This window comes from Runella aurantiaca (assembly GCF_003339505.1).
GTDB lineage: Bacteria > Bacteroidota > Bacteroidia > Cytophagales > Spirosomataceae > Runella > Runella aurantiaca.
In genome coordinates this window covers 162,265-178,630 of record NZ_QPIW01000012.1, presented here as the reverse complement: position 1 = coordinate 178,630, position 16,366 = coordinate 162,265, and the positions used below count along the sequence as shown (strand labels likewise).

The following is a 16,366-nucleotide window of genomic DNA, read 5'->3' as shown; positions in this document are numbered from 1 at the left end:
TGAGTGGTGGCGAATTTACAATTTTGAGAGACCCCACTCAGCTCTCAAGGGCAAGACACCTCAGCAAATATGGTTAAACCAAGAGGAACTCTATTTAAAAATGGCTGCGGCCTAGGGAATGAGGACAAAATGATGAATATGCTTCAAAAGGAGTAAGTTTTCTGTATGTATCTATAGACGATAATGCAATCGCATGGGAAAGAGCTTCAAAACACATAGGACTAGTAGATTCAGAAAGTTATCTTTTGCCTAATGCGAAACAGTCTGAAATAGCTAAACAATTTAATTTGTCAAGTATTCCAAGGTATGTCCTGATCGGGAAAGATGGCAAAGTATTTAGTGCAGATGCACCTCGTCCTGGTGATCCAAAACTTAGAAAGTTGTTCGATGAATTATTGAAAAAGTAACGTTGTGACTATGAAATCATTTCCCCAAACCTTCCACCAAATTTGGTTAGGCAATAAACCTATTCCACGGTCATTGCTTGGTTATTCGCAAACATGGCGAGATAAACATCCTGAATGGGCTTTTGAACTGTGGGATGATGCAAGGAGCCATGCGCTGGTGCGAGAACAGTATCCGCATCTATGGCCTTTGTATGAGTCGCTCCCGTATCTCACCCAGCGAGTAGATGTCATCAAGTATTTGGTGCTGTATGCGTTTGGCGGGGTGTACATTGATTTTGATTGTGAGTGCCTCAAACCTATAGATAGCTTGCTTACACATCCTGTCTGTATCGGATTAGAACCCAGAGAGGAGGGTTTACATCACGAGTTTTCGGTGTTTTTGGGTAATGCGTATATGTCTGCCATACCTAAGCATGAATTTTTTAATGTAACTATCGCGCGTTGTGAGGAGCAACTACGCTTGCTTACGCCTCGGTGGCAGGAATTAGGTAAGTATCACTACGTCATGGAAACCACGGGCCCCACGTTGATTAATCGGGTCTATCATCATTTTGAAGACAAAAAAAGTGTTAGGCTTCTGCCCCCTGAACTTATCGGGCCGTTTAGAGGCAGGGAGGCTACACTGTATCGGGAGAATAAAAAAATGGGTTACGGCGCTGCTAAACTGTCGGAAGCCTTCGCCATTCATCATTTTGTGGGTTCTTGGTTGTAAGCAATTACGTTAAAAAATCTATGTGGAGTCAGTCAGATTGGAAAACTTATGAAAACAACGCCCGAATTTGAAGCCTTTGCGCAATCGGTTGTAGCAGAAAAAACAGCCGCATCGGCGGTTTGAAGGAAATGCCTTTACTGCTGGGGAGATGCCAATCAGAAGACTATCGCTTGACCAAACGGAGGAAAAGAGTGCACAATCAAACAGGAAGATTAGATGGAGTAGGCTTAGATTCCTTGATTTTCATACGTTCTATCAATGCCATAAGATCATCGTGCTTTTTTTGATGAGTTGCTCCAAGTTTGATACCCTCGTTTTTTTTATCCAAAGCGGGATTAACACTGATACGGGCGGGCTTTTTCATTGCTTTAAGCAGATTTGAAATGCAAAATAGTTTTTATTGGGAACAAACAGTTCAATTTCATCATCGAATGTAATACCAAAAATGTCAAACTTTTCATTGATTAATTTCGATATGACAGCACGATACAGACGGTTTCTTGACGCTGAACTACCCGTAAAGATAACAGTTTTTGAAGGGTAAAGTTCAAAAAAATGATACAAGGTTTTGATTACTGTATTTAAAATCAGGACTATATCTTGATTGTTACTGACTGTTTGAACATCTATTGTCCCGTCATCCTGTAAGTCGCCAAAGATAAGTTCATATAAATTAGGGTCTTGTTTTATCGGCAAGTAAACAACTGCTTTCTTAATCATTTTGTGATCGCTGTTACTCTCAAATTCATACAAAAGGCGGTCGGAAGATGATTCAATGTTGTAAATAGGTTTCTCCATTGTGCAAAAATAAAATTTTATTGACAGTGTTTCCAAAATTCCCCCACTGCCGTCGAATCGTCGAACCGCGAATCGTCGAACCGCAACTCGACGCCATGGCCGAAACGTCGGACCGCGAAACGTCGGACCGCAGGAACGCCTGCCCGGTGCGCGGAAACGTCCATCCGACCCATCTGCTTACGTTTGTCAGCCAAATAATAATAAGCATTTGAAATCCTTCCCTTTTTATAAGCAACTCGACGCCATGGATTGTGGTCCCACTTGTCTTAGGATGGTGGCTAAGTACCATGGGCAGAGTTATGGCGTACAGCCGTTACGGGCGGCGGCGGAGATTGGGAAAGAAGGCGTAAATCTGCTGGGCATTGCCCAAGCCGCCGAAAGCATCGGTTTTAAAACCTTAGGCGTAAAAGTCACGCTCCAAAAACTGCTGGAAGAAGCACCGCTGCCCTGCATTGTACATTGGGGGCAAAATCATTTTGTGGTGGTCTATGGCAAAGGGATTGGCGCTCTTTCTTCTATGAGGAGAAAGGGCGGGGACGTTACGCCGCGCGGGATAGAGGTCGCCGACCCTGCCGCCGGCCTGCTGACTTACACCTACAAAGAATTTGAAAGCAAATGGGCAACTACCGTGGTCGATGGCGAAAAAGTAGGAGTTGCTTTACTATTGGAACCTTCTCCAAAATTCTTTCAAGACCCCCTTTCCCTTAGTGGACGGGGCGACGATTCGCAAAGGGCGGGGGATAGGGGTAAAATCGGCTTACCTTACCTCTTTGGCTACCTCTGGCGCTACAAAGGTTTGATTTCACAGTTGGGATTGGGTTTATTGGTTGGCAGTATTCTGCAACTGGTGTTACCCTTTCTCACGCAGTCGGTGGTGGATGTGGGTATACAAACGCGTAATCTGCACTTTATTACGCTTGTATTGACGGCGCAGGTGATGCTGTTTGTGGGGCGGGTATCGGTCGATTTTATCCGGTCTTGGGTTTTGATTCACATCAGTACCCGTATCAATCTCAATATTTTGTCGGATTTTCTGACCAAACTGCTCAAACTCCCGCTTTCGTTTTTTGATACTAAGCTGACCGGCGATATTCTCCAGCGCATTGGCGATCATCACCGCATTGAACAATTTTTGACGGGGACATCGCTCAATACGCTGTTTTCACTCTTCAATTTGGTGGTTTTCAGTGTTGTACTGGCTTACTACAACCTGTCTATTTTCGGGGTGTTTCTGATTGGAAGCGTATTGTACGCACTATGGGTAACGATTTTTTTGCGGTATCGTCGGCAACTTGATCATAAACGCTTTGCGTTGGCTTCGCAGAATCAAAGCAGCCTGATTCAGCTCATTACGGGTGTGCAGGAAATAAAACTCAACAACGCCGAACACCTTAAGCGCTGGCAATGGGAGAATTTGCAGGTACGGCAGTTTAAACTCAGTATGAAGGGATTGGCCTTGGGGCAATACCAACAGGCAGGGGCGCTGTTTTTGAACGAAGGAAAAAACATTGCCATTACTTTTTTGGCCGCTACGGCTGTTGTCAACGGTCAGATGACCTTGGGCGGTATGATGGCTTTGCAGTATATCATCGGGCAGTTGAACAGTCCCGTGGAGCAGTTGGTGCAGTTTATGCAGCAGTGGCAGGATGCACAAATCAGCCTAGAGCGGTTGAATGAAATTCATAAGTTGGAGGATGAGGATAAGCCTGCTTCACAGGGGCTTATCTACGCTCAATTGCTAACGGGAGGAGGGGGAGAGAAGGGCATGCCACGCGGGATAGGCGTAACCAACCTCACCTTTACCTACCCTGGGGCAGGAAATGAGCCGGTACTAAAAAATATCAATTTACACATTCCAGCTGGGAAAATAACGGCAATCGTAGGCACCAGCGGAAGCGGCAAAACGACTCTGTTGAAGTTGCTGTTGAAGTTCTATGAGCCGCAAATGGGCGAAATAAACTTCGCTCATTCTTCATTAAGCGGAGAAGGAAGTTTCCACGGCAAGCTAAGCTTAAAACAAATTTCTCACCGTCAATGGCGCAGTCAATGCGGGACGGTATTGCAGGACGGATTTATTTTTTCAGATACCATCGCCAACAACATCGCCGTAGGCGACGAAGTGCCAAATGTTCACAAGCTGCTTCACGCCGTGCATGTGGCTAATATTCAGTCATTTATTGAAGAATTGCCGTTGGGGTATAACACCAAGATCGGAGCGGAAGGCAACGGCATTAGCCAGGGGCAAAAGCAGCGGTTACTCATTGCCCGTGCCGTCTACAAAAATCCTGATTATCTGTTTTTTGACGAAGCCACCAATGCGCTGGATGCTAATAATGAAAGCGTGATTATGCGAAATTTAGATGAATTTTTCAAGGGTGGTCCGACGGGTCGGAGGACCGTCATTGTGGTAGCGCACCGTTTGAGTACGGTCAAAAATGCCGATCAAATTGTGGTGTTGGAAAAGGGTGAAATTGCCGAAATCGGTACGCATGTAGAACTGGTACAAAAGCGCGGGAAATATTTTGAATTGGTGAGCAATCAGTTGGAACTGGCAGAATAGCCCTTTGTATGAAAGAGATAAACCCCATATCACCCGAAGAACTGAAACACAATACTGGAGGCCGTGCCAACGGCGTGGCTGTCCTTTCCCAACCAGGAGAGGCGGGCTGGGAAATAGTGGGGTTACGCAGCTCTGAGGTCAACGAAGTATTGAGTCAGCCGCCGTCGTGGTTGGTGCGTTGGGGCATTACCGTTTTTTTCTTCGTGTTGTTGATTTTGCTAGGTGTGGGGTGGTTTGTGGAATATCCCGATTTGGTCAAAGCCAATCTGCGCGTGGTGGCTGTCAATTTCCCGAAGGCGGTCAATGCCAAAAGCGAAGGGGTTGTGATGAAACTGTTTGTCAAAGACGGAATGAACGTAACGCAGGGGCAGCGCCTGGCGTATCTGGAAAGTACGGCCAATCCTGGAGAGGTTCTGAGGCTAGATACGGTGGTCACGGCCTTGGTAACATTGGGACTGCGCGGCGATTTGGAAGACATTCATAAAGTGACCATTCCGTTGTATTTCCAATTGGGAGAGCTTCAAAAATCGTATCAGACTTTTCAGGATGCCTATGTTCGGTCAAAAGCATTATTGCGCGGCGGCGCTTTTGAGCAAAAAAGGCTCGCATTGCAAAATGACTTGACTCAATTGGGGCTATTACGGGAAAACTTGCAAACCCAGCTTGACAATTACCGAAAAGACCTCGAACTGACCGAAGATGATTTGCGGATGAATCGTAAACTGCACGAGGAAAAAGTCATTGCGGATGTAGAAATGCGTCAGACCCGAAGTCGGTATCTGTCAAAAAAACAGGTCGTTGACCAAGCCCAAACGGCGTTTAATAACAACGGAATGTTGCAAAATCAAAAACAGCAGGAACTGTTGGAGTTGGAAAAGACCCGTATCGAGCAGCTTAATAGTTTATTTCAATCCATTAATACGTTAAAAAGTGATACAGAAGCGTGGAAACAGCGTTTTGTGTCGGCGGCACCCACGAACGGAAAAGTGGCTTTTCTGACTCCGTTGCAGGAAGGCCAAACCGTCAAAGCTGGGCAGGAGTTATTTTATGTGTTGCCCGAGGGGGCGGGATTTGAAGGAGAAATGTACGTAGGGCAGTACAATTTCGGAAAAGTGCGTCACGGGCAAGAGGTCATTGTGAAGTTTGCGGGCTACCCGTATCAAGAGTTTGGCACGGTGAGCGGGCGCATTGCGTCGATTTCGGATATGCCCAAAGATACGGCCTACTTGGTCAAAGTGCAGTTTCCCAAAGGATTGGTCACGTCTTCACAAAAGAAAATCCCCTTTCGCAACGGCATGACGGCCACGGGCGAGATTGTGACGGAAGATTTGAAATTGATTGAACGACTTTTCTACGATTTTAGGAAGGTGTTAAGGCGTTAATTAGACCAAAGGAAAACCATTTCAGTTAAATTTTTGTTGCAAAAGGGATAATCTTCCAGAGGTTGTCCTTTTTGTTTTTTATTAATCACTAACAGTGCGAAGCAACGACCATGCAACCCGTATTTATCTATACAGAAGCGAGCCCCAATCCCAATTCGATGAAGTTTGTATTAAACTTCGAGCTTGTTCCGCAGGGACTTTCGTTTGACTATCCCGACAGCGAGTCTACCCAAATGGAAGGGAAAGCGTCGCCGTTGGCGGGAGATTTATTTCAGTTTCCTTTTGTCCAACGTATTTTTTTAGCGTCCAATTTTATTACGGTCACCAAAGATGATGCCACCGACTGGGGCGATGTCATTCTGGATACCAAGCAGTTTTTGAAAATTTACTTCGAAGAAAATCACCCCGTATTTGAACAAAAGACGGTGGACAAGAACACGGCAATCTTAGATACCGACAGCCCGACCGTCCGTCAAATCAAAACCATTTTGGATGACTACGTTCGCCCAGCGGTAGAGTCTGACGGGGGAGCTATTTCGTTCCATTCGTTTGAAGAGATAACAGGTACCGTAAAAGTATTGTTGCAAGGCTCATGCAGCGGGTGTCCTTCGTCCACATTGACGCTCAAAGCAGGTATCCAAAACTTGCTTACCCAAATGGTGCCTGACGTCAAAGAGGTAGTTGCAGAAGGAGTGTAGGGCTTCTTTGGCGATTTTTACCATAATTTTGAGTTTCTTTGCGTAAAATTCAACAAAAACTTTCCCGTTTTACCATTGGATAAAATCACGGAAAGTTTTTTTGTATAGTTTAATGATTGAAATTCAAAAAGCCGTTATTTCGTATTTAGATAAAATATAGCTGCTAAATTACGCAGACGTTGTATCTAAATACGTTAATACATTAGTTGTATAACTAATCACGATTCATTACTTACATGTCGACGATTCTTAAAACCCTACTGATTTTTAGCTGGATTGCGCTCTGCAGCTTTACGTTAAAATCTGATGCCGAAGGAGGGATAAAGACGGTGGTGATTGATGCAGGGCACGGAGGAAAAGACCCCGGCGCGCGCGGGCGCATCTCGCGTGAGAAAGATATTGTACTGGATATTACCCTTCAATTGGCGCGTAAAATCAAGTCAGAAATGCCCGAAGTGAGGGTGGTTTTGACGCGTGCCAGCGATAAATTTGTGGACTTAGACGAGCGCTCCAACATTGCCAATCGTCGTAAAGCAGATTTATTCATTTCGATTCACTGCAATTCTCTTCCCAAAAATAAAGTAAGCCCCGCCGGAACCGAGACCTTCGTGATGGGATTGCACAAGTCGGACGAAAACCTAGAGGTGGCCAAAAGAGAAAATGCGGTTATTTTATTAGAAAAAGACTACGAAGACAAATACAAGGGTTTTAATCCTAACTCGCCGCTTGCGTATATCATGCTTGCCAACCGCCAAAATGCGTATATAGCGAGCAGTTTGAACTTTGCGGGAAAGATTGAGCGCCAATTTAAAAAACACGCCGACCGCAGCAGTCGCGGGGTAAAACAGGCGGGTTTTATGGTTTTGTGGCAAACTGCCATGCCGAGTGTATTGGTTGAAGCGGGTTTTTTAAGCCATGCCCAGGAAGAAAAATACCTTAATTCGGAAGAAGGTCAGGAGCAAATCGCTGAATCTATCTTCCGAGCTTTTAAGCAATATAAGGAAGAAGTAGAAGAAAACTGATAAATTTGCCATTTCAAACAGATAGTCAAGGGTTAAAAGATAGGCGTTATGAATGCACTTTTAACGCTTCATTTTTAACACATACTCATCCATGAAAATATCAAAAGAAGCAAAAGTTGGTATATTAGCAATTGTCACCATAACAATGCTGTATTTTGGCTTCAATTTCTTAAAAGGTTCGGATTTCTTTTCAACAACCCATAAATACTACGTACTCTACGACAATGTAGGCTCCCTCCAGCCTTCCAACCCTATCAAACTCAACGGGGTTGCTGTGGGGATTGTAAAAGCAACGGAGTTGCTACAAGAGCGGGGGAATGCCGTTTTAGTAACACTCGATATCAATCGGAACATCATTTTAACCAAAGGAACCAAAGCAATGCTTACCTCAGAATTGCTCGGGGGCAGTGCTTTGATGCTCCAGATTCCGTCGGGTGCGCCTCGCCTCAACGAAGGGGATACTTTGTTGGCCGAAACCGAAAAAGGAATTCAGTCGCTGTTGCAAGAAAAAGCGTTGCCTGTGGTCAAAAATGCCGATTCGCTGATTGTTAGCCTCAACAAAATCATTAATCAATTTGACCAGACGGGCTACGCCCTCAACAAACTGTTGACCACGACCGACCAAACGGCCATGGGAATCAACGCATTGGTAGATCAAAATCGTCAAACAATCGCTGCCACAATGGCCAATATCAATGCTTTGTCGGCTTCGTTGATTGAGACTGAAAAAGGAATGAAGCCCATTCTTAGTAATTTACTCACTACCACCGATTCGTTGAAAGCTCTACGATTAGGCCAGACATTGGCGCAGGCAAATGCTGCCGTGGCCACGCTCCAAAAGTCGCTTACAGCACTCGAACAAGGTCAAGGAACGGCGGGTAAATTATTGAAAGATCAAGCCTTGTACGATAACCTGAACCGTACTATTGTGAGTGTCAATAAGTTAATGACCAATTTTCGTCAATACCCCAAGCGATACGTAAACGTGTCGGTATTTAGCAAGAAGGATAAAGGCCCAGCCGATAGCCCTGCCGATACTACTTTAAAGTATTAGTTAAGCTAGAAAATGGGCAGTATTGATATTTGGGAACTGCCCACTAAAAAAGGTCGTGAGAGCTCTCTCGCGACCTTTTTTAGTGAGAATAGACTCGTTTATTAGGCGGTCGTTTTATTGGATGATGCCAATTTTGATTTGGCAAATTGCCACACCATTGGCAAAACGGAAAGACCGATAATCCCGAAGATGACCAATTCGAAGTTCTTCTTTACAAAGTCTAAGTTTCCAAAAAAGTAACCCAACATGGTAAGGGAAGGCACCCAAAGGATAGCTCCGATGATACAAAAAAGAATATATTTAGAATAGGTCATGCTACCAGCACCCGCCACAAAAGGAGCGATGGTCCGGACAATCGGAATAAAACGGGCCATGATGACGGTTTTGCCGCCGTGCTTGGCATAAAACTCTTCCGTTTGCTCTAAATATTCACGTTTGAAAAACAAGATTCGTTCTCGTTTCTTGATGGTACTGCCCAAGAATTTCCCGACAAAGTAATTTACATTATCCCCCATCAATGCCGCAACAATCAGCAAAGGAATAACAATCCAGGGATTCAGTGCACCGGTTGATGCTGCTAAGGCGCCTGTTGCAAATAAAAGTGAATCGCCGGGAAGGAGTGGCATAACTACCAAGCCAGTTTCGGTAAAGACAATCAAAAACAGAATCAAATAGGTAAGTGTACCGTATTCATTGATGATGTCGGCGAGGTGTTTATCAAGGTGTAAAAAAAAGTCTAAAATTTGCGCAAGAATTTCCATTTTTTTTAGTGAGCAGTTTACAGTAGGAAGTTTGCAGTAATGAATTATCACTTGAACTTATCAGGATTGTTTATCATATATGCTAACAATTTTCCTATTTCTAAACTGCGATTGTTTAAGTTTGAGAATTCATTTTCATTAATGTAATTGCAAGCCTTGGCAAATAAAAGCCAAACCTGAGTTTCACTGTTTTCACTATCAGAATCCGAGATTTTTGATACAAAATGTGCTTGATATTGGCGTTTCCGGTATGCCTCGGCAATATTGGCACATACCGAGCGGGATGAACGCCTAATTTGGTCAGTAAGCGAATATTTTTCCTCAGATGGAAAATTTTTAGTAATAGTGTAAATGCTCATTGCTAAATCGAAACCTTTTTGGAACGCCAGTAAACTTTTAAAGTCCATCCTTAATTCAATATTTTTTGAAAATAGTTTTGATTGAGACTCTTACACATAAAAAAGTGCTTACTGCAAACTGCCTACTTACTTTGTTAACTTCCAACGCTTACGCGTTTTATCGTTGAGAAAATGGGCAAAAGTGTCACCGCGAAGGCCCAAACGAATGGTTTCGAGCGGGATAATTTCATTAGGAGCGATATTACCCAGGTTGACATTGGCTCCAAGAAGTTTGACAAACCACACTTGTTGGGCTTTTTGGGGTGCTTCCCAGATGATGTCTTTGTTGGGAACTTGAGTTAAAATTTCTTCCACTAAACCTTGCCGTACTTCACCGCTGGAGCGGAACAAACCCACGTTTCCAGATTCACGGGCTTCGCCAATTACTTTCCAAGCACCTGCTTCAAGTTCGGCTTTCATCAGTTGAATCCACTTGTAGGGAGGAATGATTTTGGTTTCATCTTTTGAACCCACTTCCGAAAGCACTTTTACCTGCTCGGCAAGCACCTTGATAAAATCACATTTGATTTCTTCGGGCATATCTACCGAGCCATCAGAGACTTCGGCGTACTCTAAGCCATATTCGTCAATCAAACGGCGGTAGTCTTCAAATTGATTGCGAACCACAAAGGCTTCAAATAGGGTTCCTCCGAAGTATACTGGGATTCCAGCACTTTTATAGACGGCAATCTTATCTTTTAGATTAGGAGTAACAAACGAAGTGGCCCAGCCCAATTTGACGATGTCGATGTGCGGGGCCGAAATATCAAGCATATCTTCAATTTGACGGATGCTTAGCCCTTTGTCCATGACCATGGTTAACCCAAATTGACGCGGTTTATTGGTACGTTCGGGGACCTGAGATAGTTTAAAATTCATACTTGTTTGTTCGGTATGTCATTGAAAATAATGCACAAAATTAGCGATAACTATTACAACCTACTAAATACGAGTCGAAAATATGCTGATTTTAGTTATTTATTTAATTACTATAAAATCTATAGGTTGAAAACTTTTTTAAATTTGGGCCTATTTAACATATGTGGTAGAACTGTCATTTTCCTGAAATAATCCTACTGGATTTAGAATAATAAAAAACCCGCAACCGAAATTGCGGGTAGGTGAAAAGGGTAGGAAAAGCAAGGTTGGATGCCCTCAAATCAACAAAACTCAGGGTATTGTTCTGGAGCAGCTTCACTGACTAACTGGTATACAGCTTCAAAAATATCTTCCACATTTGGTTTTGAAAAATAATCACCATCGGAGCTGTAAGCAGGGCGGTGGGGTTTGGCTGATACGCACCGTGGCGCCGAATCAAGCCATTTGTAGGCGTTTTGTTCATCCAACACCTGCTGCATCATGTATCCGCTACCTCCGCCCGGCATATCTTCGTCGGCAAAAATAACCCGGTTTGTCTTTTTGATGGAGTTGAGAATTTGATGGTCAAGGTCAAAGGGGAGCAATGTCTGTACGTCAATAACCTCAGCACTAATTCCCGTTTGCGCGAGCTCCTCGGCAGCTTCCAACACAATGCGGCACATGGAGCCGTACGTTACAATGGTTACATCAGTTCCTTCACGCAACACTTCAATCTGACCCAGCGGAACGCAGAATTCTCCGGGATTGGAAGGCATCCGCTCTTTGAGCCGGTAGCCATTAAGCGGCTCTACTACCAGTGCGGGGTCGTCGCCGCGCAGTAAGGTGTTGTACATTCCGGCGGCTTGGGTAAGATTGCGAGGTACGCACACATGAAGGCCACGGAGACTGTGAATAACGGAGGCCATGGGTGAGCCAGAATGCCATATTCCTTCCAGACGGTGGCCGCGTGTCCGGATAATGACGGGGGCTTTTTGGCCGCCTTTGGTTCGGTAGTGCAGCGAAGCCAAGTCGTCGGTGAGGGTAGCTAATGCATAAAATACGTAATCAAAGTACTGAATTTCAACGATGGGTTTTAACCCACGAATGGCTAAGCCGATGCCTTGGCCGATGATGGTGGTTTCGCGAATGCCAGTATCAGTAATTCGCAACTCTCCGAATAGCTCTTGAAGGCCCGCAAATCCTTGGTTAACATCGCCGATTTTGCCCACATCTTCACCCAAAGCTACGATTCGGGGGTCATTGGCAAATAGCGCCCCAAAATTGGCACGTACTACTTCCCGCCCGTCGACAAACGGCGATTCGTCGTTGTAAATAGGAGCAACGGGCACAATTTTTAACGGAGATTCAGGAGACTGACTATAAACGTGTGAGCTGAATCGGTCGTGGTTGATTTCGGTATTTTTTTGGAGCCAATCTGCCAGCGCCTTTTTGGCGGGTATATTTTCAGAACGCAGTGTGCGAAGTGTTTTTCGGACGGCAGTGGTGTTGTATCGGTGAAGGGGCACAAATTCTCGCTGTACTTCGTCAATGAGTTGGAGTAGTTCCTCTTTGAAACGGCTTTCTTGAGCCGCCGTCTGAATGAGCGTCAAGGCTTCTTTCTGCTCTTTTAAAATGGCTTCGTTGTAGGCTTTCCACGCATCATTTCTTTGATGGCGAATGATTTTTTTTGCTTGTTCGTCTATTTCTTCCAACTCATCGTCGTTGGCGTAGCCGTTGGTCAGAATCCATTCTTTAAACTTATGGTTACAATCCCATTTTTTTTCCCATTCAAGCCGCTCTGCTGACTTGTAACGGGTGTGTGTACCCGAAGAGGAGTGTCCTTGTGGCTGAGTCACTTCTTGCACGTGGACGAGTACAGGCACGTGGTCGCGACGGCAAATTTCTTCTGCTTTACGGTAGGTTTCGAGCAAACCCACATAATCCCAGGCTTTGACCGTAAAAATTTCAATTCCCGCCTCATCTTCATGGCGTTGGAGCCCGGCGAGGGCTTTTGAGATACTTCCTTTGGTGGTTTGGTACTCAACAGGGACCGAAATTCCGAAGCCATCATCCCAAACCGACATCAACAGCGGCACTTGCAATACTCCCGCCGCGTTCATGGTTTCCCAAAACATCCCCTGCGAGGTGGAGGCATCGCCAATGGTGCCAAAAGTAATTTCATTGCCTTTCCGCGAAAAATTGGTCATCGACCACAATTCTTCATTTTGTCGGTACAGTTTGGACGCATAAGCCAAACCCACTGAGCGCGGAATTTGCCCTGCGGTAGGGGCAAGGTCGTTGATGTGATTATAGGTATCTACCTGTGATTTCCAGAGGCCGTTCTCGTCCAGAAAACGGGTTGTGTAATGATTGTTCATCGAACGCCCAGCCGTATGCGGGTCAAAGGCGACGTCGGCATGTCCGTACAATTGAGAAAAATATTGCTGCCAGGTGAGATTTCCCAGTGCCGCTACAATGGTTTGGTCACGATAATAACCCGAACGAAAATCTCCTTTACGAAAAACCTTGGACATTGCGACCTGCGCCAACTCTTTCCCATCGCCAAAAATACCAAACTTAGCACGTCCTCCCATCACATCCTTTCGACCCAATAAGCTAGCTTGTCGGCTTTCACATACCAAACGATAATCGTTCAGAATCCCTTGACGCGTAAGGGCAATAAAGTCGGTCGCGAGTTCGTTCTCTATCACGTTTCTTGATGAAAGTTTAGTAGGTTTCCGTTGAAATAAAAAGTAAAATAAATAAACATTTACTAATTATTACAACGAATAATTAATTTCATTGTTTTGGCAAGTAAATATAAGGGAAAACAAATCAGGTTTCAAAATACAAGTTTTTTCTGTTACCTTGCCATAAAAATTTCGTCTAAAAGAACGTTTGGCAAAACTTTTGCTAGTACAATTATTGTTAGATAAGCAACCAACTTTTACAAAACTAAATTTTACAATTAACATGAAAAAGTTTCTTTCATTTTTCGTAGCAATTTTGGTATTCAGCGCAGCAGGCTACGCGCAAAAGGGAGTCGTAAAGTTCGCCAAAATCGATCATGATTTTGCCAAAATCGAACAGGGTAAGCCCGTAAGCCATGTATTTGAGTTTACCAATACTGGCACTGATCCCGTCGTTTTAGGAAACGTAACGGCATCATGCGGTTGCACCACTCCAGAATGGACGCGTGAGCCTGTTATGCCTGGCAAAAAAGGCTCAATCAAAGCTACGTTTAATGCAGGCGTAATGGGACCTTTCAACAAAACGGTAACGGTTCCGAGCAATGCTGAAAATGGCACTTTATACTTAACCCTCAAAGGTGAAGTGGTGGCCAGCAAAGCACCTGAAGCAAAGAAAGGCAAGTAGATTTTAGGGGTTGGTTATGCGGTTCATAACCAACGAATTAATCTTAATAGTCCTGATTTTTAAAAGCATATAAAGGCTTTGGCTTGATGTCAAAGCCTTTTTTGTTATTTTTGTAAACGAAAGAGGGTATGGCCGAGTGTTGCAACGTATTGCGTAACGATCATACTCAATACTCAGTGCCTCGTATTTATAACCTTCAGCGATGTTTAAAACCGGTATCATCCTCGCATTAATTGTTGCGTTTTCCTGTAACAACACGGCCGACCAGCACCATGCCGCTTCCCTTCAAAATGCACTGGCCGATTGTGTCACCGATGCAACCCTGACCCCAGAACAGATTTCTAAAATTCGGACGCGCATCAAGGCTGATCAAAAAACGGCAAGTTTGGATTCGATTTTTCGACGGAAGTACAAATTGGAGCGTTTTAACGGGAATGTTCTGATTGCCCAACAAGGAGTAGTGCTTTATCGAAACTCCTTTGGATATGCACAAATTGAGCAAAAAGATACGATGCGCTCGGAGTCCAAATTCCAATTAGCATCGCTTTCAAAGACCTTTACGGCGGTGGCTATTCTGAAATTGTACGAAGAAGGCAAGCTGAAACTAGAGGATTCCATTCAAAAATTTATTCCGCAATTCCCCTATTCTGGGATTCAGATTAAGTCCCTGTTGTCGCACCGCAGCGGCCTACCAAACTATGCGTATGTACTTACCGACAGCGTACGTAAGCGAAATCCTTATCCTTGCAACGATGACATAGTGCGATGGTATTGTGCCGTCAAGCCCAAATTATACAATACCCCCAATCGGAATTTCAGTTACAGCAATACGAACTATGCTCTCTTGGCCACCATTGTAGAAAAAGTGTCGGGCCAAAAATTTGAAGACTACCTGCGGCAGTCTATCTTCAAACCCCTCGGGATGAAAGACACGTATTTGATTACGAGTCGTAACGATTCCTTAAATTTATATCGTACCACTGGCTATCAATACAATCGACGTTTACCCAAGGATAATTTTGACGATGTAGTGGGAGATAAGGGGGTATATTCCACTATGGATGATGTATTGCGTTGGTATTCAGGTCTTAATGGTGGTTGTGTTTTGCGTCCTGAAACCATGAAAGAGGCATTTACTCCACGGAGTTTTGAGCGTCATGGCATCAAAAATTACGGATATGGCTTCCGGATGCACGTAAACGAAGCTACGCGTGAACCCAAGTACGTCTACCATACCGGTTGGTGGAAAGGCTATAATACGTTGATGTGGTTTAGTCCCAAAAACAAGTTTGTTATCATCATTCTCAGCAACCGCTACAATCGCAGTATCTACCAAATCAAACCTATTTTGGAGGTGCTGGAAGGGAAAAGTAAAGTAGAAGAAGGCGTGGAGGAAGAGCTTTTTTAGGCTTATCCAAAGCCGACTTGATACGGATTGAGTTTCTATTTTACAAAATCGTAAATCATCTCCGAAACATCGGCCAATATTCGAACTCCTGCTTTGGGGTCTTTTAGATTTTTGGAAAGGAGAACAAGCACGTATTTGCGTCCATCGGGCAAAAATACAATTCCAGAATCGTGCTGTACTCCCGTGATAGAGCCCGTTTTATGCGCTACTTTTACTTCTTTGGGTAGTTTGGCGGGGATAATTTCGTTGAATTTTTGGTCAAATAAAATACGCGTCATGCCTTCGGAGGAAGTGGGGTCGATGGCTTTTTTTCTGGCGATTTTCTCAAAAATAACCATCAAATCGTACGCCGTTACGGAGTTGTTCATTCCGAGCTGAAACGCTTTACTATCTTCTACGCCACGCAGTACTTGAATGTCATTTGCGCCAAAGTCGCGCATGGTGGCGTTGGCTTTCTTGGCGTCAACCAAATCAATCAGAATGTTGGTGGCTAAATTACTGCTGACGATAATCATTTGGTACGTCAGGTCGTAAATGGTCATTTTTTTGCCAATCATTTTGTACATTCCGTCGGCACTGTCGTCGCTGATGTCAAGGCTAAAAGCTGAGCCATCCACAATGCTTTTAAACTCGTTTTTGACCAAAATAGAATCGGTAAGTCTGAATTTACCCCCTTTTGCTTGCTTAAAAACCTCAATCATCACGGGGGTTTTCATCGTACTGGCCGCATGAAAGTTTTCCTTTTCGTTGATAAACAACGTTTGATTGGATTGCAAGTCTTTGAAGACTACGGCAAAATTGCCTTCTACACCTGCTAGTTTAGCCTGAATGGCTTCTTTGAGACGTTCAGCAGAAGGCTTTTGGGAAAAGGCGGAGAATGTCCATCCAATAACAATGAAGGCAAAGAAGTATTTCATAAATAGATAATTGATG

The 16,366-nt window shown here is 44.2% G+C and carries 16 protein-coding genes and 1 pseudogene; 9 read left to right on the top strand and 8 right to left on the bottom strand.

Features of this window, described 5'->3' with window-relative positions:
• Positions 1-155 precede the first annotated feature (155 nt).
• Together DVG78_RS30650 and DVG78_RS16065 are read left to right on the top strand one after the other, a co-directional pair.
• A pseudogene (locus tag DVG78_RS30650) lies at positions 156-407 on the top strand (TlpA family protein disulfide reductase); the annotation flags it as partial.
• Positions 408-417: 10 nt separating this feature from the next.
• A complete protein-coding gene (locus DVG78_RS16065) occupies positions 418-1,119 on the top strand; it encodes a glycosyltransferase family 32 protein (protein WP_114462080.1) in 702 nt (233 codons plus the stop codon).
• A 199-nt stretch (positions 1,120-1,318) separates the two neighbouring features.
• Here DVG78_RS16065 and DVG78_RS30090 read toward each other — a convergent pair whose 3' ends face one another.
• Genes DVG78_RS30090 through DVG78_RS16055 form a run of 3 tightly spaced genes read right to left on the bottom strand, consistent with a single transcriptional unit; the run spans position 1,319 to position 2,125 of the window.
• A complete protein-coding gene (locus tag DVG78_RS30090) occupies positions 1,319-1,483 on the bottom strand; it encodes a hypothetical protein (protein WP_158550038.1) in 165 nt (54 codons plus the stop codon).
• Positions 1,480-1,917, bottom strand: coding sequence for a DUF6934 family protein (locus DVG78_RS16060; RefSeq protein ID WP_114462079.1), 438 nt, complete (start codon positions 1,915-1,917; stop codon positions 1,480-1,482). The genes DVG78_RS30090 and DVG78_RS16060 overlap by 4 nt, the downstream gene beginning before the upstream one ends.
• Complete coding sequence (locus DVG78_RS16055; RefSeq protein WP_114462078.1) at positions 1,892-2,125, bottom strand: hypothetical protein; 234 nt, start codon at positions 2,123-2,125, stop codon at positions 1,892-1,894. Before DVG78_RS16055 ends, DVG78_RS16060 begins: the two co-directional genes overlap by 26 nt.
• Between DVG78_RS16055 and DVG78_RS16050 the strand changes: the two genes are divergently transcribed.
• From DVG78_RS16050 to DVG78_RS16030, 5 genes are all read left to right on the top strand, one after another.
• Positions 2,126-4,477: a peptidase domain-containing ABC transporter gene (locus DVG78_RS16050; protein WP_114462077.1), complete on the top strand. Its 2,352-nt coding sequence runs from the start codon at positions 2,126-2,128 to the stop codon at positions 4,475-4,477.
• An 8-nt stretch (positions 4,478-4,485) separates the two neighbouring features.
• On the top strand, positions 4,486-5,859 hold the full coding sequence (locus DVG78_RS16045) for a beta-barrel domain-containing protein (RefSeq protein ID WP_114462076.1): 1,374 nt from the start codon (positions 4,486-4,488) through the stop codon (positions 5,857-5,859).
• A 110-nt stretch (positions 5,860-5,969) separates the two neighbouring features.
• Complete coding sequence (locus DVG78_RS16040) at positions 5,970-6,557, top strand: NifU family protein (protein ID WP_114462075.1); 588 nt, start codon at positions 5,970-5,972, stop codon at positions 6,555-6,557.
• A 236-nt stretch (positions 6,558-6,793) separates the two neighbouring features.
• Positions 6,794-7,579, top strand: a complete 786-nt coding sequence (locus DVG78_RS16035) for an N-acetylmuramoyl-L-alanine amidase family protein (protein ID WP_114462074.1) — start codon at positions 6,794-6,796, stop codon at positions 7,577-7,579.
• Positions 7,580-7,670: 91 nt separating this feature from the next.
• A complete protein-coding gene (locus DVG78_RS16030) occupies positions 7,671-8,633 on the top strand; it encodes an MlaD family protein (protein WP_114462073.1) in 963 nt (320 codons plus the stop codon).
• Positions 8,634-8,734: 101 nt separating this feature from the next.
• Here the strand turns inward: DVG78_RS16030 and DVG78_RS16025 are convergent, their stop codons facing one another.
• The 4 genes from DVG78_RS16025 to DVG78_RS16010 form a co-directional block, all read right to left on the bottom strand.
• Complete coding sequence (locus tag DVG78_RS16025; protein WP_114462072.1) at positions 8,735-9,394, bottom strand: DedA family protein; 660 nt, start codon at positions 9,392-9,394, stop codon at positions 8,735-8,737.
• Positions 9,395-9,441: 47 nt separating this feature from the next.
• Positions 9,442-9,801, bottom strand: a complete 360-nt coding sequence (locus DVG78_RS16020; protein WP_114462071.1) for a four helix bundle protein — start codon at positions 9,799-9,801, stop codon at positions 9,442-9,444.
• Positions 9,802-9,879: 78 nt separating this feature from the next.
• Entirely contained in the window at positions 9,880-10,671 is a 792-nt protein-coding gene (locus DVG78_RS16015; protein WP_114462070.1) for a phosphosulfolactate synthase, read from the bottom strand.
• A gap of 281 nt (positions 10,672-10,952) precedes the next feature.
• Positions 10,953-13,361, bottom strand: a complete 2,409-nt coding sequence (locus DVG78_RS16010) for a thiamine pyrophosphate-dependent enzyme (protein ID WP_114462069.1) — start codon at positions 13,359-13,361, stop codon at positions 10,953-10,955.
• Positions 13,362-13,623: 262 nt separating this feature from the next.
• Here DVG78_RS16010 and DVG78_RS16000 point away from each other — a divergent pair, with 262 nt between their 5' ends.
• Both DVG78_RS16000 and DVG78_RS15995 read left to right on the top strand, forming a co-directional pair.
• Positions 13,624-14,025, top strand: coding sequence for a DUF1573 domain-containing protein (locus DVG78_RS16000; protein ID WP_114462067.1), 402 nt, complete (start codon positions 13,624-13,626; stop codon positions 14,023-14,025).
• A gap of 202 nt (positions 14,026-14,227) precedes the next feature.
• A complete protein-coding gene (locus DVG78_RS15995) occupies positions 14,228-15,433 on the top strand; it encodes a serine hydrolase domain-containing protein (RefSeq protein ID WP_114462066.1) in 1,206 nt (401 codons plus the stop codon).
• A gap of 35 nt (positions 15,434-15,468) precedes the next feature.
• Here DVG78_RS15995 and DVG78_RS15990 read toward each other — a convergent pair whose 3' ends face one another.
• Entirely contained in the window at positions 15,469-16,350 is an 882-nt protein-coding gene (locus DVG78_RS15990; protein WP_114462065.1) for a serine hydrolase, read from the bottom strand.
• Between the last annotated feature and the right edge of the window lie 16 nt (positions 16,351-16,366).

Bases quoted from the DNA above. Each gene is read 5' to 3' on its own strand.
- DVG78_RS16025 (WP_114462072.1), bottom strand. From the start codon at position 9,394: ATGGAAATTCTTGCGCAAATTTTAGACTTTTTTTTACACCTTGATAAA.
- DVG78_RS16045 (WP_114462076.1), top strand. From the start codon at position 4,486: ATGAAAGAGATAAACCCCATATCACCCGAAGAACTGAAACACAATACT.
- DVG78_RS30090 (WP_158550038.1), bottom strand. From the start codon at position 1,483: ATGAAAAAGCCCGCCCGTATCAGTGTTAATCCCGCTTTGGATAAAAAA.
- DVG78_RS16060 (WP_114462079.1), bottom strand. From the start codon at position 1,917: ATGGAGAAACCTATTTACAACATTGAATCATCTTCCGACCGCCTTTTG.
- DVG78_RS16035 (WP_114462074.1), top strand. From the start codon at position 6,794: ATGTCGACGATTCTTAAAACCCTACTGATTTTTAGCTGGATTGCGCTC.
- DVG78_RS16000 (WP_114462067.1), top strand. From the start codon at position 13,624: ATGAAAAAGTTTCTTTCATTTTTCGTAGCAATTTTGGTATTCAGCGCA.
- DVG78_RS16055 (WP_114462078.1), bottom strand. From the start codon at position 2,125: ATGCTTATTATTATTTGGCTGACAAACGTAAGCAGATGGGTCGGATGG.
- DVG78_RS15995 (WP_114462066.1), top strand. From the start codon at position 14,228: ATGTTTAAAACCGGTATCATCCTCGCATTAATTGTTGCGTTTTCCTGT.
- DVG78_RS16015 (WP_114462070.1), bottom strand. From the start codon at position 10,671: ATGAATTTTAAACTATCTCAGGTCCCCGAACGTACCAATAAACCGCGT.
- DVG78_RS16065 (WP_114462080.1), top strand. From the start codon at position 418: ATGAAATCATTTCCCCAAACCTTCCACCAAATTTGGTTAGGCAATAAA.
- DVG78_RS16030 (WP_114462073.1), top strand. From the start codon at position 7,671: ATGAAAATATCAAAAGAAGCAAAAGTTGGTATATTAGCAATTGTCACC.
- DVG78_RS15990 (WP_114462065.1), bottom strand. From the start codon at position 16,350: ATGAAATACTTCTTTGCCTTCATTGTTATTGGATGGACATTCTCCGCC.
- DVG78_RS16040 (WP_114462075.1), top strand. From the start codon at position 5,970: ATGCAACCCGTATTTATCTATACAGAAGCGAGCCCCAATCCCAATTCG.
- DVG78_RS16020 (WP_114462071.1), bottom strand. From the start codon at position 9,801: ATGGACTTTAAAAGTTTACTGGCGTTCCAAAAAGGTTTCGATTTAGCA.